The following is a 20,959-nucleotide window of genomic DNA, read 5'->3' on the forward strand; positions in this document are numbered from 1 at the left end:
AAATACAATGCGTTACCAAGAAAACTTAAAGCAAACCCTTCAGGACTGAAGCCAGTTCGGACTGGTTAACTTCCTGCTGGGGATCGTCATTTCGAAGTGGTTTCAGGGCCACCGTGCCGCTGGCAATTTCGTTCTCTCCCAGAATGACTGCGTAGCGGGCATTGCTCCGGTCAGCCTTTTTCATCTGGCTCTTGAAACTTCCGCCACCACAATGGCTGACCACCACCACTCCGGGCAACTCATTACGCAGACATTCGGCCACCGCCATGGCTGGTGCAACGGCCTGCTCGCCCATGGCGGTTACGTATACGTCGGCGTTGTTGTTGACCTGCTCCGGCACCAGGTCGAGGGTTTCAAGCAGCAGAATCAGCCGCTCCAGACCCATGGCAAAACCTACCGCATCGGTGGGCTTGCCGCCAAGTTGCTGAACCAGCCCATCATAACGGCCACCGGCACAGATGGTGCCCTGGGCGCCAAGGCTGTCAGTGATCCACTCGAACACGGTTTTACCGTAGTAATCCAGGCCCCGAACAAGTGCCGGATTGACGGTGTAGCTTACGCCGGCCGCATCCAGCAGTGATTTCAGTTGCTCGAAATGGGCGCGGGATTCGTCGTCGAGGTAATCATCCAGCAACGGTGCCCCGTTCAGGATTTCACGGGTGGCCGGGTCCTTGCTGTCCAGGATGCGAAGCGGATTGGTGCCAAGACGACGCTTGCTGTCGTCATCGAGCTGGTCTTTATACTGCTCGAGATAACGAACCAGCGCCTCCCGGTACACCTTGCGGGATTCGCTGGTACCGATGGAATTGATTTCCAGCCGGGCATGCTCGGTCAGCCCGAACGCCTTCCACAGGCGGGCGGTCAGAACCAGCAGCTCCGCGTCAATGTCAGGGCCGGCCATGCCGAAGCACTCGACACCGATCTGGTGAAACTGGCGATACCGCCCTTTCTGGGGCCGCTCATGGCGAAACATCGGGCCGGTGTACCACAAACGGCGTGTCTGGTTGAACAGCAGGCCATGCTCTTCTGCGGCCCGAACGCAACCGGCTGTACCTTCAGGGCGCAGAGTCAGGCTGTCGCCATTGCGGTCGTCGAATGTATACATTTCTTTTTCGACGATATCGGTCACTTCACCGATCGAGCGCTTGAACAGCTCGGTGTGCTCTACCACCGGCATACGGATTTCCTGGTAGCCGTACTGGCCGAGCACCTGTCTTACCGTGGACTCTACATACTGCCAGACCGGGGTCTGGTCCGGGAGGATGTCATTCATCCCCCGAATTGCCTGAATTTTAGCCAAGTTTAAACCCTGAAAATCTTTGAATGGTGTCTTTGTAACGCTCAGTCTGAAGACCGGGCGATAACGGCTTCTTCCTGCTCCTGGCGCTTGGCAACCTGCTCGCGGATCAGCCGCTCGAGGTCATCAGCCAGTGCCGTGTTGTCCAGTTTCTGGTTCGGCTTTCCGCCCACATACAGCAGGTGTTTCGGGCTTCCGCCGGTCAGCCCCAGGTCTGCTTCCTTGGCTTCACCCGGCCCGTTAACGATACAGCCAATGATGGCCACATCCAGTGAGGTGTTCACATCTTCAAGGCGGGCTTCCAGGTCGTTCATGGTCTGGATGACGTCGAAGTTCTGGCGTGAACAACTCGGGCAGGCAATGAAATTGATGCCGCGGCTACGCAAACGCAGGCTCTTGAGGATGTCGAAGCCTACCTTGATTTCCTGTACCGGGTCTGCCGCCAGGGAGACCCGTATGGTGTCGCCAATGCCATCCATCAGCAACATGCCGAGGCCGATGGCGGATTTCACGGTACCGGACCGGAAACCGCCCGCCTCGGTAATGCCCAGGTGCAAGGGCTGCTCGATCTGTGAGGCAATCTGGCGATAGGCTGCGACGGTCATGAATACGTCGGACGCCTTCAGGCTGACCTTGAAGTTCTGGAAGTCGTGCTTGTCCAGAATATCGATGTGGCGCATGGCAGATTCCACAAGCGCCTCGGGGGTCGGTTCGCCGTACTTGCGTTGCAATGCCTTTTCCAGTGACCCGGCATTCACCCCGATGCGGATCGGAATATTGCGATCCTTGGCAGCGTTGATCACCGCACTCACCCGGTCGTCCCGGCCAATGTTGCCGGGGTTGATCCGCAAACAATCAACACCCAGCTCGGCAACCCGCAACGCAATCTTGTAGTCAAAGTGGATATCCGAAACCAACGGCACCGAGACCCGCTCACGAATCTTGCCGAACGCCTCGGCCGCCTCCATAGACGGCACAGACACGCGGACAATATCCGCACCGGCCTCTTCAAGGGCCTTGATCTGGCCGACGGTGGCATCAACATCACAGGTATTGGTGTTGGTCATGCTCTGTACCGAAATGGGCGCATCTCCGCCCACTGGCACATTGCCCACCATGATCTGGCGGGATTTACGTCTCTTGATCGGGGAATCTTGCTTCATGGTCTGGAACCAACAATCTGTTCAGGCGGTCGTTCAGGGTTCTAGGGTGAACTCTGCTCGGTTGTTCACTACGCGGAAACGGCCAGGGTCCAGGGCCTCGCCCCGGAACTGGATGGTTTCAACGGCACTCATTGCGCCAACTACCACTCTCAGTGGCGCCTCACCGGATACGTCCAGCTGGTTGCCGCGGGTACGAAGACCGGCAGCCAGGCGGTTACCGGCGCCATCAGTAACCTGAATCCAGCAATCATCACTGAACGTCATCTGCAGACGGGCCGCTACCGGCGGCTCGTTAGCCACAACTGTTTCTTCCGGAACCGGTTCAGCGACAGGCGCAACGTCCGCCGGCTCGGTCTCAAGGGCTTGGTCGTCAGCCTCAGGGGCTGTTGCAGGGGCCATGTCAGGCTCCAGGGTCACCCCGTCTTCGGGCATAACCGGCCCTGCCTCGGGCGCGGATTCAACAACAGACTCCCGCAGCTCTGGCACCACCACATCGGGCTCGTCAGCTTCAATCAAAGGAGCAGTTACAGTGCTGTCCGGCTGCAACCCGGCAGGGTCTTCGACGGCTTCGGGCTGCTCTGCTTCCGGTTGCGGTGTCGCCGGAAGCGCGGAGTCTTTGTTGCTGAGATAAGTAAAGGCCAGAAAGCCAATCAAAGCTGCGGCCACCAGCACGAGAATCAGCTTGGCGGCCCGACGCTTCTGGCGTCGGCGTCGTTCGATATTTACCAGCGGGTTAGCCTGCAGCGCCTGCTCCCGCTCCTGGCGGCGAGGCTCAAGCTCTGTGTCCAGGTCACGGATAATCGAGTCTGCATCCAGGCCTACCTGCCGCGCATAGGCACGGACATACCCCTTCAGGAACAGCTCGGTATCAATTTTGCTGTAATCACCGCTTTCAATCGCCTGGATCACGGAAACCCGAAGGTGCTGTTGGTCTGCAACCGCTGCCAGACTCAGCCCTGCCTTCTCCCGTGCCCGCCGGAGCTGCTGTCCGACAGATTCTGCGGATACGTTATTCAGCTGCTCGTCACCGGTCATTGGCAATCAGCACCTTGTATTGTTGATACTCTATGGATTCCGGGAATTCGTTCCGCAATAACAAAGCCATACTGGCTTCCTGGTCTTTGTCCCCGAAATAACGGGCAATGCGGATACCTGTGTAAAGGCTTTCTGCGGAATGGGTCAGTCGTGTATTGCCCTGAATCATGGTCTGAAGGCGACTGTAATACCGGGACGCTTCGGTGTAATTGTCCTGTTCCACCAGCACACGTGAAAGTGACAGTAACGAGCGAGCTTCGCCGCGGGTCAGCTCTACGGCTCTGCGGTAGGCTGCCTCTGCGCCTTCGAGGTTATCCAGGCGCTCTTCTGTCATGCCCAGATTGTAAAAGACACCTCCGCGCTCTCTGTACCCGGTATCCCGGGACGCAACGGAAAACTGGTTACGGGCACCTTCGTATTCTTTTTGGCCGTACAAGAAGGCACCGTAATAGACTCGCCCACGGGTATAGCTTCCGTCCGCTGACACAGCCTTGCGGAAACTTTCTTCGGACAGCTGCTCTTCGCCTTCATAACTGTACACCAGCCCCATGGCAGCCAATGCCTCGGCATTTCCGCTGTCAATTTCCAGGGCGCGATCAAGGTGGTGCCGGGCCCGCTCCAGGTTACCCTGCCCGATGTAGGCTGTCGCCAGCTGAACGTAGCTGCTCAAGGCCTTCTCGCGGTCAGCCTCCCGGCTGAAACGGCTGTCTGTGGTGGTTACGCATCCGGACACCAGCATCCCTGAAAAAATCAGGGCCAATACAGCCAGTTTTACCTTGGAATTCCTAACCATCAACAAACACCTTACCTTGGTTGTTTCTGACCCCCTGTATTCAGGGATTAACTTGCTGAACGGCAATATAACGCTGGCTTCTGCGAGTCCGGTCTTCCACCCGGCCTACCAGCTGGCCGCAGGCAGCATCGATGTCATCACCACGGGTGGTTCGGATGGTGGTCACGAAGCCGGCTTCGTTCAGCACATTCTGGAAGCGCCGGGTTGCGTTCATGCTGGGCCGGCGGAAATCGCTTTCCGGGAATGGATTAAACGGTATCAGGTTAATCTTGCAGGGCAACCCCTTCAAGATTACGGACAGTTCCCGGGCGTGCTCTGGCTGGTCGTTCACACCTTCTATGACCGTGTACTCGATAGTGGCCTTACGCTTGTCTGGCAGGCGCGCCAGGTAGCGGCGGGTCGCTGCCAGCAACTCGGCAATCGGGTACTTTTTATTCAGCGGCACCAGCGTGTTACGAAGTTCATCATTAGGGGCATGCAGAGAGATGGCCAGTGAAACATCGGTAACCTCACCCAGCCGGTCAAGGGCCGGAACAACACCGGAGGTACTCAGGGTAACCCGACGCTTGGAAATACCGTAAGCCAGGTCTTCCATCATCAGGTTCATGGCGTCAACCACGTTATCGAAGTTGAGCAGGGGCTCTCCCATGCCCATCATGACCACGTTGGTAATCGGCCGATCGGTGGGATCAAACGGCATGAAAGCGCGGCGCGCCACCCACACCTGGCCAATGATTTCTGCCGCTGTCAGGTTACGGTTAAAGCCCCGCTTTCCCGTCGAACAGAAAGTACAGTCCAGGCTGCAGCCAATCTGGGACGACACACACAAGGTGCCACGTTCCCCATCAGGAATAAGCACAGTTTCAACACTGTTGCCGTTATCCATGCGCATAACCCACTTGCGGGTGCCGTCTTTGGAGGTTTCGTCGTAAACCACCTCGGGGCCACGCACTTCAGCAATTTCCTTGAGCCTTTCGCGCAGAACGCGGCTCATATTGGTCATTTGATCGAAGTCATCAACGCCACGCTGGTGGATCCACTGCAGCACCTGCTGGGCCCGGAAACGTTTTTCCCCCAGGGTTTCAAAAAATGCCTCGAGCTTGGCTTTGGGCATCCCCAGAAGATTAATTTTTTCGGCAGGGGCAGTCATGACATAACCTCGATCAGATAACCAATTCAGGGGCAGCCGTAAGCTGCCCCTGAACAGACAACATTAGCCGCGCGGGCAGATTTCATTGTCGGAGAAGAAATACGCAATTTCGCGCTCGGCAGAAGCTGCAGAGTCGGAGCCGTGAACGGCGTTTGCGTCGATGGAAGAAGCGAAGTCTGCACGGATAGTGCCGGCGTCGGCTTCTTTCGGGTTGGTTGCACCCATCAGCTCACGGTTCTTCAGGATGGCGCCTTCGCCTTCCAGAACCTGCACAACAACCGGACCGGAAGTCATGAAAGCAACCAGGTCGTTAAAGAACGGGCGCTCTTTGTGCTCGGCGTAGAAACCTTCGGCCTGCTCCTGGGTCAGGTGCATCATTTTGGCCGCAACGATTTTCAGGTCGGCTTTTTCAAAACGGCTGTAGATTTCGCCGATAACGTTCTTGGCGACCGCGTCGGGCTTGATGATAGAGAGCGTGCGCTCGTTTGCCATGATGTTTCTCCAGTCTGGTTAGGGTAAAAATTCAGGGGTGCGATTATACGCAGTCCGAGTGCAACTGCCTACCGCACCGTACGAAGTCGGGACACAACCTGCACTATCTGCTCCACGGCAAAGTCGATTTCCTCATCGGTGGTGAACCGCCCGAAGGAAAATCTCAATGCCCGATGGGCCAGTTCGTCACTCACACCAATGCCACGCAGCACAAACGAGGGCTCTACCGTAGCCGAAGCACAGGCAGAACCGGATGACACCGCCACCTGCCGCAAGCCCAGCATCAGGGACTCGGCTTCAACACCCTCAAAGGACAGATTGACAATGCCCGGCACCCGATGTTCCCGGCTGCCGTTGAAATGAACGCCGGAAAGGGATTCCAGCCCGCCCATAAAGCGCTCACGTAGGGCTTCCATGCGCATAAGTTCGTCGGACAGCCCTTGCCCGGCCAGCTCGAAAGCCTTCCCCATGCCGGCAATCTGGTGGGTAGGCAAAGTACCGGAGCGCATGCCCCGCTCGTGGCCGCCACCATGCATCTGGGCCTCGATGCTGACCTCCGGAGATCGACGCACATACAGCGCACCGACACCTTTCGGACCGTAGACCTTATGGCCGGAAAGCGACATCAGGTCGACATTCAGTGTGGCGACATCGACCGGCATCTTTCCGGCGGCCTGTGCGGCGTCCACGTGAAACAACACGCCACGGCTACGCAACAGTTCGCCTATTGCAGCTGTATCGGTAATACAACCCAGCTCATTGTTCACCAGCATCAGGCTCACCAGTACGGTGTTTTCTCTGAGCGCACCCGCCACCGCCTCAACCGAAATACGCCCGTCGGCTTCCGGCGCCAGCCAGGTAACCTCTACGCCCTGTTGCTCCAGCCACTTGCAGGTATCAATAACTGCCTTGTGCTCGATCGTCGATGTAATCACGTGGGCACTGGCCCGGCCGGCTACGGCACCTTTAATGGCAAGGTTGTCCGATTCCGTTGCCCCGGAGGTCCAGACAATCTCCCTGGGGTCGGCATGGATAAGGTCGGCTACCTGGCGACGGGCCCCTTCAACAGCGGCCTCGGCTTGCCAGCCGTATCCGTGGGAGCGAGACGCGGGGTTGCCAAAAACTCCATCAATGGTCAAATATTTGACCATCTCATCGGCAACGGCAGGATCAACGGGCGTCGTCGCCGCATAATCAAGATATACGGGTATTTTCATAGTCAAAGGAAGTGTCGGTTATCAGGCCGGAGCCTGGTCAATCAAACGCCGTGTATTGATGGTATCCGGATCGCCATCAGACTGTTTGCGGTTCTGGCGGTCCGCCACCTGGCGGATTTCGTGTTTTCGCATCAGGTCGCCCAGGCTGATTTCACTGAGAAACTGATGAATCTGGCTGCTCAGGTCTGACCACAAATGGTGAGTAAGGCACTTTTCGCCATTCTGGCAGTCGCCTTTGTTACCGCAACGGGTGGTATCCAGGGATTCGCTGACCGCATCCACCACTTCTGCCACATAGACATCATCGGCAGAGCGACTCAGACGATAGCCTCCACCCGGGCCCCGCACGCTCACCACCAGGCTATGACGGCGCAAGCGGGAGAACAGCTGCTCGAGATACGAGAGGGAAATTTCCTGCCGGGCTGAAATATCTGCAAGGCTTACCGGCCCCTGGGCTCCGTGCAGGGCCAGGTCAAGCATCGCCGTTACAGCGTAGCGGCCTTTGGTGGTCAGCTTCATAATTTCAGCCCCGTTAATGGGAATGAATCGCGGTATGCATGCGGAAGTATGAATTGACCAACTAAAACAGTCAAGTATTCAGCCTTTTCCGTCGGCGTCGGTTTCGTCCCGCACGCAGTCAAAATCTTCCTCGTGCAAAGGTGGCAACTCGCCGTTCTGGTATTCGCTGTTCACCTTGCGAATGGCCTTGCACATGTTTTCAATGCGATCGTCCACTGCGTGCATGTGATCCAGCAGCGAACGCATGGCCCTGGCCACAGGATCCGGCATTTCTTCGGTAACCCCGTAGGCATCGAAGCCCATCCGCTCTTCCATCTGCTTGCGGCGGACATCATCTTCGCCCTGGCGCTTCACGATCACCCGGCCAGGAATGCCGACGACGGTCGCGCCCGCAGGCACCGCCTTGGTCACTACGGAATTGGACCCTACCTTGGCGCCCTTTCCCACTTCAAACGGCCCCAGGATCTTGGCACCGGCACCAACCACCACACCATTTCCGATGGTGGGATGGCGCTTGCCTTTATTCCAGCTGGTACCGCCCAGCGTAACCCCCTGATACAGGGTGACGTCGTCACCGATGACAGTGGTTTCGCCGATAACCACGCCCATACCATGATCAATAAAGAACCGCCGGCCAATGGTTGCGCCCGGATGAATCTCGATACCGGTAAACCAGCGGGCCAGGGTAGACAGGGTTCGGGCCAGCCACTTCAGCCCCAGGTTCCAGAGCCAGTGAGCCAGCCGGTGGAACAACAAGGCATGCAAACCGGGATAGTTGGTAAGCACCTCGAAGGTGTTCCGTGCCGCCGGATCCCGATGGAATACGCTGTTGATGTCTTCCCTTAAACGCTCGAACATGACCTTATTCCCGCCCTTCGTCTGCGGAGGATTCCGCCGTCGGTTTATGCTTCATACCACCTTGCTGGGTTCCGGCGGCCTTCTGGACTGCAGAGAGTACGCCTCTCAGGATGTTTATTTCCATTTCATCCATCCGTGCCCGCTGGAACAGGCGCCTTAACCTGCTCATTAACTGACGCGGATTGTCACGGCGATGGAAATTCACATCCACCAGCACCTGCTCCAGGTGGCCAAAGAACCCTTCCACATCATTCACTGTTGCCGGCGGCACATCCCAGCCGGCATCACCCGGCGCCACCATAGCCTCAAGGTAGGGGCTGGACTCGCCCTCTTCAAGGCCCCGCAGGTACTGCATGCGCAGTTCATAGCAGACCACCTGAACCGCCATGGCCAGGTTCAGCGAACTGTAATCAGGGTTCGACGGAATATGGATATGATAGTGGCAACGCTGAAGTTCGTCGTTCGACAGCCCGTGATTCTCCCTGCCAAATACCAGCGCCACCCGCCCCTTCGCACTGTGCTCTGATGCCATGGCAGCCGCCTGCGGAGGCGCCATCACCGGCCAGGGTACCTTGCGGCCGCGGGCGCTGGTGCCCATCACCAGGATGCAGTCCGCCAGGGCTTCATCCAGCGAAGAAACCACCCGGGCCCGGTCAAGCACATCCGAAGCACCGGCCGAACGAGCGTAGGAGGCTTCATCCGGGAAAGACGAAGGATTCACCAACCAGAGATTCCCCAGCCCCATATTCTTCATCGCCCGGGCAACCGCACCGATATTTCCGGAGTGGGAGGTTTCAACCAGAACAATCCGGACCTGATCGTTGAAAGTGTCGCTTCCTTCCTGCGGCATTGCGTGCTTGTGCATGTTCGTGGGGCCTGTGACTGGTCGTACATTCGCGAAAAAGAGTGGCATGATAGCAGAAACCCGACCGTTTCCGCTCTCCGGAAATCCCGCAACTTCGCCCGAACCCCATGGTATCCGTGGATTTCCTGAGCCAAAAAACGTACAAGCGAAGGGAGTTTTTGCTATGATAGCCGGCCTTAACACACCCGGATAATGAACACTCAGATGCAACCAGCAATCAAAATGGCCCTGCGCGTTGCCCGCCAGGGATCCGACTACCTGAAAGCCCACTTCGAGCGCCAGGAACCTAACGGTAAAGATGAGTCTGACCGCCTGCGCCAGCTGGAACGGGTTGAGCAGTCCATTTACGACAACTTTGCCGAACAGCTTGAAAAGGCCTACAAAGACCACACCATCGCTCCGATGGGCGAGGCTGATGCCAACGGTAGCGATAAAAGCTGGCACATTTTCCCGGTTCTGGGGCGTGAGAATTTTGTTCGGGGCATTCCCGAGTTCGCCCTGGCCCTGTCCCAGAAAAAGAACAACCGCACCGAGAACCTGCTACTGGTTAACCCGGTGACCGGCGAGGAATACTCCGCCAGCCGCGGCCATGGTGCTGCCCTGAACAGCCGCCGCGTGCGGGCTTCCGACGTAAAACTGCCGGCCAAGGCCGCAATCTCCACCAACCTTCTGGACCAGACCCGTCAAGGCGATGATCCGATGGTGTGGGGCGAAATGGCTGCGACGCTGGCCAGCGAAACCGCCATGTTCCGCACCTCCGGCTGCGTGGTCCTGGATATTGCCCGGGTTTCCGCCGGCCTGCTGGATGCAGCCGTTATCTTCCGCCCTGCCGCAGCTGACCTCGACCTCGGGGTTACCCTGGCCATGGAATCCGGCGCACTGACCGGCGACTTTTCCGGTAATCCCTCGGCTGGCAACGCCCGTCAGCTGATTGTGGCGAACCCGAAACTGTTCCGCGAAGTTCTGAAAGTACTGCACCCCTTCCGGGGTCGCCTGCCACGGTAAATTTACCGGGCACAAAAAAACCGCCATCCTTTCGGGTTGGCGGTTTTTTTATGCCGGGCCACAAGGGCCCGGCAGGCATGCATTACATGCGATTCAACCACTCGGGCGGCTGCTCTTCCTCCGCCTCGTCTCCGGCACCTTCCTTTGCAGGCACCATCAGGTCTTCGCGGGTTACACCCATCACCATCAGCATGTTCGCAGACACATAGATGGAGGAATAGGTACCCACAACCACACCGATCATCAGAGCCAGGGCGAAGTTGTTGATCGCCTCACCACCGAGGAAATAGAGCGCAATCAGCACCACCAGCGTCGTGCCGGAGGTGTTAATCGTACGAGTGATGGTCTCGTGGATGGACTGGTTGATGATATCCCACGGCTCCCCTACCCGCATTTTCCGGAAATTCTCCCGGATACGGTCCGCCACGACGATGGTGTCGTTCAGGGAGTAACCGATAATGGCCAGCAAGGCTGCCAGAACGGTCAGGTCAAAGGTCCACTGGAACAGGGCAAACACACCCAGCACAATCAACACATCGTGGGCCAGCGGAATCACCGAGGCGATACCGAACTTGAACTGGAAACGCATACCGACGTAGATCAGTACTACGGCCAGCGCAATCAGCAGCCCCAAACCACTATCCTCTTTCAGCTCGTCACCCACCTGGGAGCCGACAAACTCGGAACTCACCAGCTCCAGCTCGGCACCCGTGCGTGACAGCACCTCGGTCACCTCGCTCGCCAGCTCATCGTTACCTGCTTCCGCCATGCGGATCAGCACGATGGTGTCGGCTCCGAAGTTCTGAACCGAGAACTGCTCGTAGCCGGCTTCCGTCAGCTGGGTACGGATTTCATCAAGGCTTGGAGCCTCGGCATATTCGAATTCGACGGAGGTGCCGCCGGTAAAGTCCATGCCGAGATTGAGGCCGCGAATGCCCAGCAACGCAATAGACGCAATTACCAGAGCGATAGAGAGCACCGAAGCAATCTTTCGGAAGCCCATGAAGTCAAACGGTTGCTTTTCGGTATCAGCCATTGGCCAGCTTCCCTCCGATCGAAAGTTTCTCGACCCTGCGGCCGCCATACACCAGGTTCACCATGCTGCGCCCGACCATCAGGCCGGTAAACATGGAGGTCAGGATACCGATACACAGGGTAACGGCGAAGCCCTTGACCGGGCCGGAGCCCATGGCGAACAGAATCACCGCCACCAGCAGCGTGGTGATGTTGGCATCGAAAATGGATACGAAGGCGCGACTGTAACCGGAGTTGATCGCGCTTTGCGGCGGCACGCCCGATTTCAGCTCTTCCTTTATGCGCTCAAAGATAAGCACATTGGCATCGACGGCCATACCCACTGTCAGAACGATACCGGCAATACCCGGCAGCGTCAGGGTGGCCGAAAGTATCGACATACACGCCACCAGCAACATCAGGTTGAGGGTCAGCGCCACGTTGGCCATCATGCCGAAGCCACGATAGAAGAACGCCATGTAGATCAGGACCAGGGCAAAACCGATCATTACCGACATCAGGCCGGCATCGATGTTCTTCTGACCCAGGCTTGGCCCGATGGTCCGCTCCTGCACAAAGTACATCGGCGCAGCCAGTGCACCGGCACGCAGCAACAGCGCGAGTTCCGCGGCTTCGGGAATGGAATCCAGGCCGGTGATACGGAAGCTGCTGCCCAGGGCAGACTGCACCGTTGCCAGGCTGATCAAGCCCTTCTCTACTACGCGCTTGTCGGTCTCGACAATCTCGCCATCGACTTCGCGGGTTTCGGTCTCGGTACGGTACTCAATAAACAGCACCGCCATGCGGCGACCGATGTTGTTGCGGGTAGCGCGGTTCATCAGGTCACCACCCACGGAATCCATGGTGATGTTAACCTGCGGCTGGCCGTTCTCGTCGAACGCCTGCTGGGCATTTGCCACGTTATTACCAGTCGCAATAACGTCCCGCTCCAGGCGGGCTGAACGATTAGGCTCATCCCGGAAGCTGAACTGCTCGGTTTCGGCAGAGGCGGTGTCCTGGCGGGCTTCCATCCGGAATTCCAGGTTGGCCGTAGCCCCCAGAACCCGCTTGGCCTGTGCCGTATCCTGCACGCCCGGCAGCTCCACAATAATTCGGCTCGCGCCCTGGCGCTGTACCAGCGGCTCGGCAACACCCAGTTCGTTTACCCGGTTACGGATAGTGGTCAGGTTCTGCTCCAGGGCGTATTCCTGGATATTACGAACTTCGGCTTCAGAAAGGGCGAGCGAAATCAGGAATTCACCACCCTCGGTGCTCTCGTCGAGCAGGAATTCGTTGTAGTTGTCACGAATCAGCGTGAATGCTTCCGCCCGGGTCTCCGAATCGCGGAAACTCAGGATGATGTTGCGGTTCTCGCCCACATCACCGCCCCGGTAGCGGATGCGCTCTTCACGCATATCGCGCTTGATCTGGCCGGACAGGGCCTCAAGGCGCTGGTTAACCGCCGTCTCCATATCCACTTCCAGCAGGAAGTGAACACCGCCACGGAGATCCAGGCCCAGCTTCATGGGGCCGGCGCCCAGACTCTGCAGCCAACCGGGAGTCGACGGAGCCATGTTCAGGGCCACCAGGTATTCCCGACCCAGGGCCGCCTGCACTGCCGGCCTCGCCCGCAACTGGTCATCGGAACTGGTCAGGCGAATCAGGGCGTCCCGCTCTTCGAGGAGGCTGGATTTGACTTCGATACCGCGGCTTTCGAGTTCGCCAAGTGCGCGGTCGAGCACACGCTGGTCTACCTCGGTGCTACCACGGGCGCCGGTGATCTGGATGGCGTAGTCGTCGGGGAAAAAATTGGGTAAGGCGTAAATAAACCCGATGACCAGTGCAAACACGATCACCAGATTTTTCCAGAGAGGATACTTGTTCAGCATGGGATCCCTTTGAGCCGACTGGTCGTCGGTCTTGGTGTGTCAGCCAGTATGAATCAGCCGGCGCCACAGGGCGCCGGCGCCTGACCAGCTCAGATATCCTTCAGCGTACCCTTCGGCAGGGCGGCTGCTACAGCTACTTTCTGAACCTTGATTTCTACGTTATCGGACACTTCCAGAACGATGAAGTCGTCCGCAACCTTGGTAATGCGACCGGCTACGCCGCCGGAAGTGACAACTTCGTCACCCTTGTTCAGGCCGGACATCAGAGCTTTGTGCTCTTTTGCACGCTTGGACTGCGGGCGCCAGATCAGGAAGTAAAAGATCAGGATAAAGCCTGCGAAGAAGATGATCTGACCCATCACGCTCATACCCTGGGCGCCCGGATCCTGAGCCATGGCCAATGCAGGCATCAGAGACAGCAGACCGGCGATGAGCAGTTTGATTGATTTCATTCAGGTTCTCCGTTTATTGACTTGTCTAGGTGTAAAACTTGATCAGGAATCGCCCAGCGGCGGCACACTTTCGCCGCGTAAGGCATAGAATTCGCTTACAAAGTCGGACAATGTACCTGCTTCAATGGCGCCACGCAATCCGCTCATCAGGTTCTGGTAAAAGCGCAGATTGTGGATGGTATTGAGCTGGGAGCCCAGCATTTCACCACACTTGTCCAGATGGTGCAGGTAACTCTTCGAGAAATTCTGGCAGGTGTAACAGTCACACCGTTCATCCAGGGGCCCGGTGTCGTGCCGGTTCCTGGCATTGCGAATCTTCACGATGCCGGTTGAGGTGAACAGGTAACCGTTACGGGCATTCCGGGTGGGCATTACACAGTCGAACATATCGACACCGCGGCGCACGGCCTCAACAATATCTTCCGGGCGACCCACACCCATCAGGTAGCGGGGCTTGTCTTCCGGCATCTTGGGCGGCAGATGATCCAGAATGCGGATCATGTCTTCCTTCGGCTCCCCTACCGACAGGCCACCAATGGCATAGCCGTCAAACCCGATATTGGTCAGCCCTTCCAGCGAGCGGTCCCGCAGGGATTCATACATGCCGCCCTGAACGATTCCGAACAGTGCCGCAGGATTACCCTCATGGGCATTCTTGCTTCTTTCTGCCCAGCGCAGGGACAACTCCATGGATTCCTTCGCCTGCTTCTCGGTGGCAGGATACGGCGTACACTCGTCAAAAATCATGACGATATCGGATCCCAGGTCCCGCTGCACGCCAATGGCAATCTCCGGCGACAACTCCACCTTCGAGCCATCCACCGGTGAACGGAAGGTTACGCCCTGCTCGGTGATCTTGCGCATTTCGCCCAGACTGAATACCTGGAAACCGCCGGAGTCCGTGAGGATCGGCCCCTGCCACTGGGTGAAGTCGTGCAGGTCACCATGGGCCTTGACCACTTCCGTACCCGGCCGGAGCATCAGGTGGAAAGTGTTGCCCAGAATGATTTCTGCACCGATTTCCTTGATGTCCCGGGGCAGCATGCCCTTGACGGTACCGTAGGTGCCCACCGGCATGAACGCCGGCGTCTCGACCGTTCCCCTGGGGAAGGTCAGGCGGCCACGCCGGGCCTTGCCATCTTCTCCAAGTTTCTCGAAGCTCATGAAACAGGAATTACTCACAGGGATTCTCCACGGGATTCCGGTTGATCAGTATCGGCTTGGCCAGACGCAGCCTGGCGCCCAAGGCTTGGCTGCTGGCCGGTCAGGAACATGGCATCACCGTAGCTGAAAAACCGGTAACGCTCCTGAACCGCCTCACGATAAGCAGACATAATATGTTCATAGCCGGAAAACGCACTGACAAGCATGATCAGCGTGGACTCCGGCAGATGGAAATTGGTGACCATCGCATCCACCGTCTGAAAACGGTAGCCGGGATAGATAAAGATATCGGTTTCACCCCGAAAGGCTGACAGCACGCCGTTGTGACTGGCAGATTCCAGCGACCGTACCGAGGTGGTGCCCACCGCCACTACCCGACCGCCCCTGGCGCGGGCCTGGTTCACGGCATCTACCGTTTCCTGGGGAACGTGGGCAACCTCACTGTGCATCACGTGGTCTTTGACGTTATCCACCCGAACCGGCTGAAAGGTACCGGCGCCTACGTGCAAGGTGACGTAGGCAAACTCAACACCCTTTTCTTTCAGTAGCCCCAGCAGATCGTCGTCAAAGTGAAGCCCGGCGGTAGGCGCCGCCACGGCACCCGCCTCCCTGGCGTAGACAGTCTGGTAACGCTCCCGGTCTGACTGATCATCATCCCGCTCCATATAAGGAGGCAACGGCATGTGGCCAATGCGCTCGAGCACATCAAGAATGGGTTCTTCGCTCTCGCAGACAAAGCGGAACAGGGCATCATCCCGGCCGGTCATGCGCAGGGCCGTACCATCCTCAAGCAACACCCGCTGCCCCGGCTTGGGAGACTTTGAAGAACGGGTGTGGGCCAAGATTTCGTGTTCACCGACCACTCGCTCAACCAGCACCTCTACCCGGCCACCGGTTTCCTTCTGGCCGAACAGGCGCGCTGGAATAACACGGGTATTGTTGAACACCAGAAGGTCGCAAGGCTGAAGCAGATCAGGCAGGTCAGTAAAACGAAGGTGCCGGGTATGGCCGGTAGAGCCATCAAGATTCAGTAAGCGGGATGCACTGCGTTGTTTGAGCGGGTAACGGGCGATGAGCTCGTCCGGCAGGTCAAAGTGGAAATCAGAGACGTTCATGGGCCGGGCTATTCACGACGCCGCAGGTTGCGGCCAATAAGTGGTAGCGGCGGGCGGACTCGAACCGCCACGGGTTTTACCCCAACGGATTTTGAATCCGTCGTGTCTACCAATTTCACCACGCCGCCATCGGAGAGTGGGAGGATTATACTGACCCTGATTCTGAAAGCAACCGATCATTCATCCCAGGATGCAAGCTGCCCCGGCGCTTGCCAATTTTCAACAAATTCACGGGTTTCCGGCCGCGGCACGTGTGGCTTTTCCTGCACCACAGTACCCGTATACAGAAAACCGACTATCGATTCGCCTTCCGCCAGCCCAAGGCCACGATGCACCTGTGCATGGTAGGTAACCGGGCCGGTGCGCCACATGCCGCCGTAACCCGCATCGCGCAATGCCAGGCCGATAAATGCCATGCCGGTGGCAGCAGACATCACCTGCTCTACTTCCGGTACCTTGGGATGATGTTGCGGTGAGGCAATCCCGACAATCACCATCGGAGCCCTCAGCGGTGCTTTACGGGATTTTTCGACTTCCTGCTCACTGGCGGTTTCCGGGCACGCAGAGGCGAACAGCTCGCCAAGGGCTTCCAGCGCCTCACCCTCTATCACCAGGTAGCGCCAGGGCCGCAACAAGGCATGGTCCGGAGCCCTTGCTGCACACTGGAAAGCCTGCTCGAGAACATCCTTGGGCGGAGCCGGGGCCTCCAGGCGGGGCTCGGAGGCACGGTCAAGCAGAAAGCGGGTAACAGAGCTCATAGACACCTGTAAAAATTGTGGCTTATACGTAATACTGCTAACCTTCAGTGTTAGCTCACTTCAAAACTACAAAAAACCGGCAGCACACAATGAGCGACCAAAAGAATTTTAGCAACTCCGTGTCTGAATCTGTGCTTGGGGCCAGGCTCTGAAATGATGAACGCACCGGCAGAATTACGCAACGCTACCGGGTCCGCCGGAAAAGTTGTGCATGGCGACCTCTCAAGCCACGAAACCGTGGCTATTCCGCCTATGCCGGATTACAGCGGCCGGATTCTCGGGTATGGCGTCAACACTGCCATCATTATTGCCGGCGTGCTGCAAGGTATCTTCCCGGGCTGGATGCTTTGGCTGGTCGCCGGCACCATGCTCTGGCCCCACGCCGCACACCTGATATCCCGTCGCACCTTTCTGAGACGATCTCCCCGCATCCGGCAGAAAATGCTGTTCCTGGATTGCGTGATCGGCGGTGGCTTTATCGGAATGATCGGATTAGTCGCCATTCCTGCGGTATCCACCGTGCTTATGCTGATGTTCAGCTGCCTGATTGTTGGTGGCACACGCCAATGGCTGGTAGGCACCTTGTTGATGGGCGCGGCCACGGCTGTGTCGGTTGCCAGCTTCGGTGTTGCCGAAAGCTTCCAGTCGCCACTGCTGACCAGCCTGATCTCGGTGTTGGCAACCGGCACCTACATTTGCGTTACCGCGTACTATTCCCACCAGCAAGCCCGCGCCCTGCTCCTGGCCAAAACCCAGATCCAGAACCAGCGGGAGCAATCCATTGCCCTGTCGCACAAGCTTTCCAAATACCTGTCGCCCCAGGTCTGGCAATCCATCTTTACCGGCGAGCGGGATGTCCGGCTTGAAACCCAGCGCAAGAAGCTCGCTATTTTCTTCTCGGACATTAAGGGCTTTACCGAACTCTCCGAAGAAATGGAGCCGGAAGCGCTGACCGAACTGCTCAACCATTACTTCAACGAAATGTCGGAAGTGGCCCTGAAATACGGCGGCACCATCGACAAGTTCGTTGGCGATTCCATCATGGTCTTTTTCGGTGACCCCACCAGCCGGGGCCAGAGAGAAGATGCCTTTGCCTGCGTGTCCATGGCCATCGAGATGCGCAAGCACATGAAGATCATGCGCCAGAAGTGGCGAAGCCAGGGCATCAAGACACCGTTACAGATCCGCATGGGCATCAGCACCGGCTACACCACTGTGGGCAACTTCGGCGCCGAAAACCGTATGGACTACACCATTATCGGCAAGGAAGTGAACCTCGCCAGCCGCTTGGAGTCCCTGGCGGATTCTGGCGAAATCCTGATTTCCTATGAAACCTTCTCGCTGGTGAAAGATCGCATCATGTGCCGCGACAAGGGCGAGATCACGGTAAAAGGCTTTGCCAAGCCGGTGCCGATCTATGAAGTGGTGGACTTCCGCCGGGACATGGGCCCGCACCGCAGCTTCATGGAACACGAGCACAGCGGATTTGCCATGTATATGGATTCGGAAAAGATTACCGAGAGAGAGCGCAAGGCCATACTGGCCGCCCTCGAAGACGCCGCCGACCGGCTGCGCATCGAGGAAGACAGCGAATAACCCCCGCCTTTACTGCCGTACCAGCCGCGGCCCCGGACCCTGCTCAGGGCTGGTGCTGCGCCACGGATTGATATCCAGCCCACCCCTGCGGGTATAGCGTGCACACACCGTCAGGTGTTCCGGTTTGCAGCGGGCCATCAGGTCTGTAAACACCGTTTCCACGCAGTGCTCGTGAAAGTCCTGCTTCTGGCGAAAGCTGACGATGTAGCGCAACAGGCCGGATCGATCTATCTTCTTGCCCTGATAGCGGATCAGCACCGTTGCCCAGTCCGGCTGGCCGGTGACCGGGCAGTTGCTTTTCAGCAGGTGCGAACACAGCTGCTCGCTGACCTGCTCACCGGACACCGCCAGGGACTCCGCCGAGTACTCGTACACCACATCATCTACCGGCTCGTCATCAATCAGCTCATAACCTTCCGGGCGCCCGATAGCCGGTGCCGACTCATCCACACTGAGCAGACGCACATCCACAGACGCTCCACAGGCACTGGACAGGTCAGCGGTAATGGTTTCCGCCACCTGTTCGACGGTGGAGAACACGGCCTGGTTGAGGGAATTCAGGTACAGCTTGAGCGACTTGCTTTCGATGATGGACGGTGACGCGGCAGGAAAGCGGATCTCCGCCCAGGCGACCGCCGGCACGCCACCAGGCCGAAGCCAGGAGATTTCCCAGGCTTGCCAGAGATCTTCCCCGAACCAGGGCCAGCGACCGTCTTCCAGGCCGATGCGACGCCGATTCTCTTCCCGTGCGACCGGAAACAGTAGCGAAGGATCGTACTGATCCGGGTATTCGCTGGATTTACCCAGCGGAGCGTTATGCAATGCCATGTCGTAAAGATTCCCCGATCAGTGACGGATGCCTTTGCCCCGGGCCAGCATGCGCAGTGCAACGGCAGCCAACAGGACAATAAAGACGACAATCATACCAAGGGAGATGAACGGATTAACGTCCGAAACACCCAGTATGCCGTAGCGGAACCCGTTCACCATGTACAGGATCGGGTTGATCATCGACGCCCCCTGCCAGAACGCCGGCAGCAGGTCGATGCTGTAGAAAACACCACCGAGATAGGTCAGCGGCGTGAGCACGAACGTCGGCACAATGGAGATGTCATCAAACTTGGTAGCCAGCATGGCATTGATAAAGCCACCAAGGGAGAACAGTGCCGAGGTCAGGAACACCGTAATCACCACCATGGGCAGGTTGTGGATAGACAGCTGGGTAAACGCCAGGGACAAGAGGGTGACAATCAGTCCGATACTCAGGCCCCGGGCCATACCACCCGCCACATAACCTGCCAGAATCGTCCAGTTGGGTACCGGCGACACCAGCAACTCCTCGATGCTGCGCTGGAACTTCATCGAAAAGAACGACGACACCACGTTAGCGTAGGAGTTGGTGATCACCGCCATCATGATCAGACCGGGCACGATGAACTGCATATAGTCGTAGCCGCCCATGTCGCCGATCCGGGAACCAATCAGGTTACCGAAGATGATGAAGTACAGGGTCATGGTGACCGCCGGCGGCAACAGCGTCTGCGGCCAGATGCGCGTGAAGCGGCGGATTTCCCGCAGGACAATGGTCTGGAAGGCGATCCAGAGGGCCTGAATGGTCATGCTTTCACCCCCGCACCGTTTTCGGCTGCCCGGGCATTGTCTTCGACCATTCGCACAAACAGCTCCTCCAGCCGGTTGGCCTTGGTACGCATACTCACCACTTTGATTCCTTGACGTTCCAGTTCGACAAACAGGGAGTTCAGGCTCTGACCTTTCTCCACATCGACTTCCAGGGCGCCGTCTTCGTTAAGACTGCTACGGAAGCCGTCCAGTTCCGGCGCGGAATCCATCAATTGTTCTGTATCCAGAACAAAGGTTTCCACGTTCAGCTGCTGCAGCAGTTCCCGCTTGCTGGTGTGCCGGATAATCTCGCCGTGGTCGATAATGGCGATGTTACGGCACAGGGCTTCCGCCTCTTCGAGGTAATGGGTGGTCAGGATAATGGTGGTGCCCTGGCGGTTCATCTCTTCCAGGAACTGCCACATAGAGCGCCGTAATTCGATGTCGACACCGGCGGTCGGCTCGTCAAGAATCAGCAACCTGGGTTCATGCACCAGCGCCCGGGCAATCATCAGGCGCCGCTTCATACCGCCGGACAGCATGCGGGACGGGGTGTCACGCTTGTCCCACAAACCAAGCTTGCGCAGGTATTTTTCGGCAGAAGCCCTGGCCTGCTTCAGGGGAATGCCGTAATACCCGGCCTGGGTAGTGACGATATCAATGACTTTCTCGAACTGGTTGAAGTTGAACTCCTGTGGCACCACACCAAGGTTCAGCTTGGCGCCCGAGAGATCCGTATCGATATCGTGGCCAAACACCCTCACCTTGCCGCCACTCTTGTTCACCAGGGACGACACTATGCCCAGGGTCGTGGATTTGCCGGCACCATTGGGGCCCAGCAGGGCGAAAAAGTCCCCTTCCCTGACTTTCAGATCGATTCCCTTCAGGGCCCGGAAGCCATCGCCGTAGCTTTTCTCCAGCCCTTCGATTTCGAGTGCAAAGGTCATAAACCGTACC

The 20,959-nt window shown here is 57.8% G+C and carries 21 protein-coding genes and 1 tRNA gene; 2 read left to right on the top strand and 20 right to left on the bottom strand.

The features are described 5' to 3' along the window. Positions 1 to 25 precede the first annotated feature (25 nt). The 10 genes from hisS to trmJ all read right to left on the bottom strand — a co-directional run bounded on the left by hisS (position 26) and on the right by trmJ (position 9,389). Positions 26 to 1,300 (bottom strand): histidine--tRNA ligase, encoded by a 1,275-nt coding sequence (hisS, locus tag B2589_RS00585; protein ID WP_082640903.1) that lies wholly within the window; start codon positions 1,298 to 1,300, stop codon positions 26 to 28. A gap of 41 nt (positions 1,301 to 1,341) precedes the next feature. Then, positions 1,342 to 2,460 carry a flavodoxin-dependent (E)-4-hydroxy-3-methylbut-2-enyl-diphosphate synthase gene (gene ispG, locus B2589_RS00590; RefSeq protein ID WP_022989209.1) on the bottom strand — a complete coding sequence of 373 codons (1,119 nt, stop codon included), beginning with the start codon at positions 2,458 to 2,460 and terminating at the stop codon, positions 1,342 to 1,344. Between the two features lie 33 nt (positions 2,461 to 2,493). Next, the gene (locus B2589_RS00595) at positions 2,494 to 3,495 is read right to left on the bottom strand and encodes a RodZ domain-containing protein (RefSeq protein ID WP_286815292.1); all 1,002 of its coding nucleotides are present in this window, start codon (positions 3,493 to 3,495) and stop codon (positions 2,494 to 2,496) included. Continuing rightward, a complete protein-coding gene (gene pilW / locus B2589_RS00600) occupies positions 3,485 to 4,288 on the bottom strand; it encodes a type IV pilus biogenesis/stability protein PilW (protein WP_286815293.1) in 804 nt (267 codons plus the stop codon). Before pilW ends, B2589_RS00595 begins: the two co-directional genes overlap by 11 nt. Positions 4,289 to 4,328: 40 nt before the next feature. Then, positions 4,329 to 5,438 (bottom strand): 23S rRNA (adenine(2503)-C(2))-methyltransferase RlmN, encoded by a 1,110-nt coding sequence (gene rlmN, locus B2589_RS00605; protein WP_022989206.1) that lies wholly within the window; start codon positions 5,436 to 5,438, stop codon positions 4,329 to 4,331. Positions 5,439 to 5,501: 63 nt separating this feature from the next. Then, positions 5,502 to 5,930 (bottom strand): nucleoside-diphosphate kinase, encoded by a 429-nt coding sequence (ndk, locus tag B2589_RS00610; RefSeq protein ID WP_022989205.1) that lies wholly within the window; start codon positions 5,928 to 5,930, stop codon positions 5,502 to 5,504. A gap of 68 nt (positions 5,931 to 5,998) precedes the next feature. Continuing rightward, complete coding sequence (locus B2589_RS00615; RefSeq protein ID WP_286815294.1) at positions 5,999 to 7,147, bottom strand: IscS subfamily cysteine desulfurase; 1,149 nt, start codon at positions 7,145 to 7,147, stop codon at positions 5,999 to 6,001. A gap of 21 nt (positions 7,148 to 7,168) precedes the next feature. Next, positions 7,169 to 7,666, bottom strand: a complete 498-nt coding sequence (gene iscR, locus B2589_RS00620; RefSeq protein ID WP_022989203.1) for a Fe-S cluster assembly transcriptional regulator IscR — start codon at positions 7,664 to 7,666, stop codon at positions 7,169 to 7,171. A gap of 78 nt (positions 7,667 to 7,744) precedes the next feature. Then, entirely contained in the window at positions 7,745 to 8,524 is a 780-nt protein-coding gene (gene cysE, locus B2589_RS00625) for a serine O-acetyltransferase (protein ID WP_286815295.1), read from the bottom strand. Between the two features lie 4 nt (positions 8,525 to 8,528). Continuing rightward, entirely contained in the window at positions 8,529 to 9,389 is an 861-nt protein-coding gene (trmJ, locus tag B2589_RS00630; RefSeq protein ID WP_286815296.1) for a tRNA (cytosine(32)/uridine(32)-2'-O)-methyltransferase TrmJ, read from the bottom strand. Positions 9,390 to 9,593: 204 nt separating this feature from the next. Here trmJ and B2589_RS00635 point away from each other — a divergent pair, with 204 nt between their 5' ends. Next, entirely contained in the window at positions 9,594 to 10,394 is an 801-nt protein-coding gene (locus B2589_RS00635) for an inositol monophosphatase family protein (RefSeq protein ID WP_036219547.1), read from the top strand. 82 nt (positions 10,395 to 10,476) lie between these two features. On the opposite strand, the gene secF is transcribed toward B2589_RS00635, so the two are convergent. The 7 genes from secF to B2589_RS00670 form a co-directional block, all read right to left on the bottom strand. Further along, positions 10,477 to 11,430: a protein translocase subunit SecF gene (gene secF / locus B2589_RS00640; protein WP_058340526.1), complete on the bottom strand. Its 954-nt coding sequence runs from the start codon at positions 11,428 to 11,430 to the stop codon at positions 10,477 to 10,479. Then, a complete protein-coding gene (gene secD / locus B2589_RS00645; RefSeq protein WP_058340525.1) occupies positions 11,423 to 13,297 on the bottom strand; it encodes a protein translocase subunit SecD in 1,875 nt (624 codons plus the stop codon). The genes secF and secD overlap by 8 nt, the downstream gene beginning before the upstream one ends. Positions 13,298 to 13,386: 89 nt before the next feature. Beyond that, positions 13,387 to 13,692, bottom strand: coding sequence for a preprotein translocase subunit YajC (gene yajC / locus B2589_RS00650; RefSeq protein WP_227498326.1), 306 nt, complete (start codon positions 13,690 to 13,692; stop codon positions 13,387 to 13,389). 99 nt (positions 13,693 to 13,791) lie between these two features. Further along, positions 13,792 to 14,913: a tRNA guanosine(34) transglycosylase Tgt gene (gene tgt / locus B2589_RS00655; protein ID WP_036219564.1), complete on the bottom strand. Its 1,122-nt coding sequence runs from the start codon at positions 14,911 to 14,913 to the stop codon at positions 13,792 to 13,794. Positions 14,914 to 14,927: 14 nt separating this feature from the next. Next, positions 14,928 to 16,028, bottom strand: a complete 1,101-nt coding sequence (gene queA / locus B2589_RS00660) for a tRNA preQ1(34) S-adenosylmethionine ribosyltransferase-isomerase QueA (RefSeq protein ID WP_286815297.1) — start codon at positions 16,026 to 16,028, stop codon at positions 14,928 to 14,930. 41 nt (positions 16,029 to 16,069) lie between these two features. Continuing rightward, positions 16,070 to 16,156, bottom strand: a tRNA-Leu gene (locus B2589_RS00665). Positions 16,157 to 16,204: 48 nt separating this feature from the next. Next, positions 16,205 to 16,786 carry a nitroreductase family protein gene (locus tag B2589_RS00670; protein WP_286815298.1) on the bottom strand — a complete coding sequence of 194 codons (582 nt, stop codon included), beginning with the start codon at positions 16,784 to 16,786 and terminating at the stop codon, positions 16,205 to 16,207. A gap of 153 nt (positions 16,787 to 16,939) precedes the next feature. On the opposite strand from B2589_RS00670, the gene B2589_RS00675 reads away from it, so the two are divergent. Then, the gene (locus B2589_RS00675) at positions 16,940 to 18,382 is read left to right on the top strand and encodes an adenylate/guanylate cyclase domain-containing protein (protein WP_286815299.1); all 1,443 of its coding nucleotides are present in this window, start codon (positions 16,940 to 16,942) and stop codon (positions 18,380 to 18,382) included. A gap of 9 nt (positions 18,383 to 18,391) precedes the next feature. Here B2589_RS00675 and queF read toward each other — a convergent pair whose 3' ends face one another. The 3 genes from queF to B2589_RS00690 are packed head-to-tail and all read right to left on the bottom strand — an operon-like array spanning position 18,392 to position 20,949. Next, a complete protein-coding gene (queF, locus tag B2589_RS00680) occupies positions 18,392 to 19,210 on the bottom strand; it encodes an NADPH-dependent 7-cyano-7-deazaguanine reductase QueF (protein ID WP_022989191.1) in 819 nt (272 codons plus the stop codon). A gap of 18 nt (positions 19,211 to 19,228) precedes the next feature. Beyond that, positions 19,229 to 20,002: an ABC transporter permease gene (locus B2589_RS00685; RefSeq protein WP_022989190.1), complete on the bottom strand. Its 774-nt coding sequence runs from the start codon at positions 20,000 to 20,002 to the stop codon at positions 19,229 to 19,231. Beyond that, on the bottom strand, positions 19,999 to 20,949 hold the full coding sequence (locus tag B2589_RS00690) for an ABC transporter ATP-binding protein (RefSeq protein ID WP_286815300.1): 951 nt from the start codon (positions 20,947 to 20,949) through the stop codon (positions 19,999 to 20,001). The genes B2589_RS00685 and B2589_RS00690 overlap by 4 nt, the downstream gene beginning before the upstream one ends. Positions 20,950 to 20,959 lie beyond the last annotated feature (10 nt).

Origin of the sequence: Marinobacter sp. UBA3607, from assembly GCF_002375525.1 — a bacterium.
Taxonomy (GTDB): domain Bacteria; phylum Pseudomonadota; class Gammaproteobacteria; order Pseudomonadales; family Oleiphilaceae; genus Marinobacter; species Marinobacter vinifirmus.

Excerpts from the sequence above, each read along its gene's own strand:
- cysE (WP_286815295.1), bottom strand. The coding sequence starts at position 8,524 with ATGTTCGAGCGTTTAAGGGAAGACATCAACAGCGTATTCCATCGGGAT.
- B2589_RS00635 (WP_036219547.1), top strand. The coding sequence starts at position 9,594 with ATGCAACCAGCAATCAAAATGGCCCTGCGCGTTGCCCGCCAGGGATCC.
- queA (WP_286815297.1), bottom strand. The coding sequence starts at position 16,028 with ATGAACGTCTCTGATTTCCACTTTGACCTGCCGGACGAGCTCATCGCC.
- tgt (WP_036219564.1), bottom strand. The coding sequence starts at position 14,913 with ATGAGCTTCGAGAAACTTGGAGAAGATGGCAAGGCCCGGCGTGGCCGC.
- rlmN (WP_022989206.1), bottom strand. The coding sequence starts at position 5,438 with ATGACTGCCCCTGCCGAAAAAATTAATCTTCTGGGGATGCCCAAAGCC.
- queF (WP_022989191.1), bottom strand. The coding sequence starts at position 19,210 with ATGGCATTGCATAACGCTCCGCTGGGTAAATCCAGCGAATACCCGGAT.
- trmJ (WP_286815296.1), bottom strand. The coding sequence starts at position 9,389 with ATGCACAAGCACGCAATGCCGCAGGAAGGAAGCGACACTTTCAACGAT.
- iscR (WP_022989203.1), bottom strand. The coding sequence starts at position 7,666 with ATGAAGCTGACCACCAAAGGCCGCTACGCTGTAACGGCGATGCTTGAC.
- secF (WP_058340526.1), bottom strand. The coding sequence starts at position 11,430 with ATGGCTGATACCGAAAAGCAACCGTTTGACTTCATGGGCTTCCGAAAG.
- B2589_RS00690 (WP_286815300.1), bottom strand. The coding sequence starts at position 20,949 with ATGACCTTTGCACTCGAAATCGAAGGGCTGGAGAAAAGCTACGGCGAT.
- ndk (WP_022989205.1), bottom strand. The coding sequence starts at position 5,930 with ATGGCAAACGAGCGCACGCTCTCTATCATCAAGCCCGACGCGGTCGCC.
- pilW (WP_286815293.1), bottom strand. The coding sequence starts at position 4,288 with ATGGTTAGGAATTCCAAGGTAAAACTGGCTGTATTGGCCCTGATTTTT.
- B2589_RS00615 (WP_286815294.1), bottom strand. The coding sequence starts at position 7,147 with ATGAAAATACCCGTATATCTTGATTATGCGGCGACGACGCCCGTTGAT.
- ispG (WP_022989209.1), bottom strand. The coding sequence starts at position 2,460 with ATGAAGCAAGATTCCCCGATCAAGAGACGTAAATCCCGCCAGATCATG.
- B2589_RS00675 (WP_286815299.1), top strand. The coding sequence starts at position 16,940 with ATGATGAACGCACCGGCAGAATTACGCAACGCTACCGGGTCCGCCGGA.
- B2589_RS00670 (WP_286815298.1), bottom strand. The coding sequence starts at position 16,786 with ATGAGCTCTGTTACCCGCTTTCTGCTTGACCGTGCCTCCGAGCCCCGC.
- yajC (WP_227498326.1), bottom strand. The coding sequence starts at position 13,692 with ATGGCTCAGGATCCGGGCGCCCAGGGTATGAGCGTGATGGGTCAGATC.
- B2589_RS00595 (WP_286815292.1), bottom strand. The coding sequence starts at position 3,495 with ATGACCGGTGACGAGCAGCTGAATAACGTATCCGCAGAATCTGTCGGA.
- B2589_RS00685 (WP_022989190.1), bottom strand. The coding sequence starts at position 20,002 with ATGACCATTCAGGCCCTCTGGATCGCCTTCCAGACCATTGTCCTGCGG.
- secD (WP_058340525.1), bottom strand. The coding sequence starts at position 13,297 with ATGCTGAACAAGTATCCTCTCTGGAAAAATCTGGTGATCGTGTTTGCA.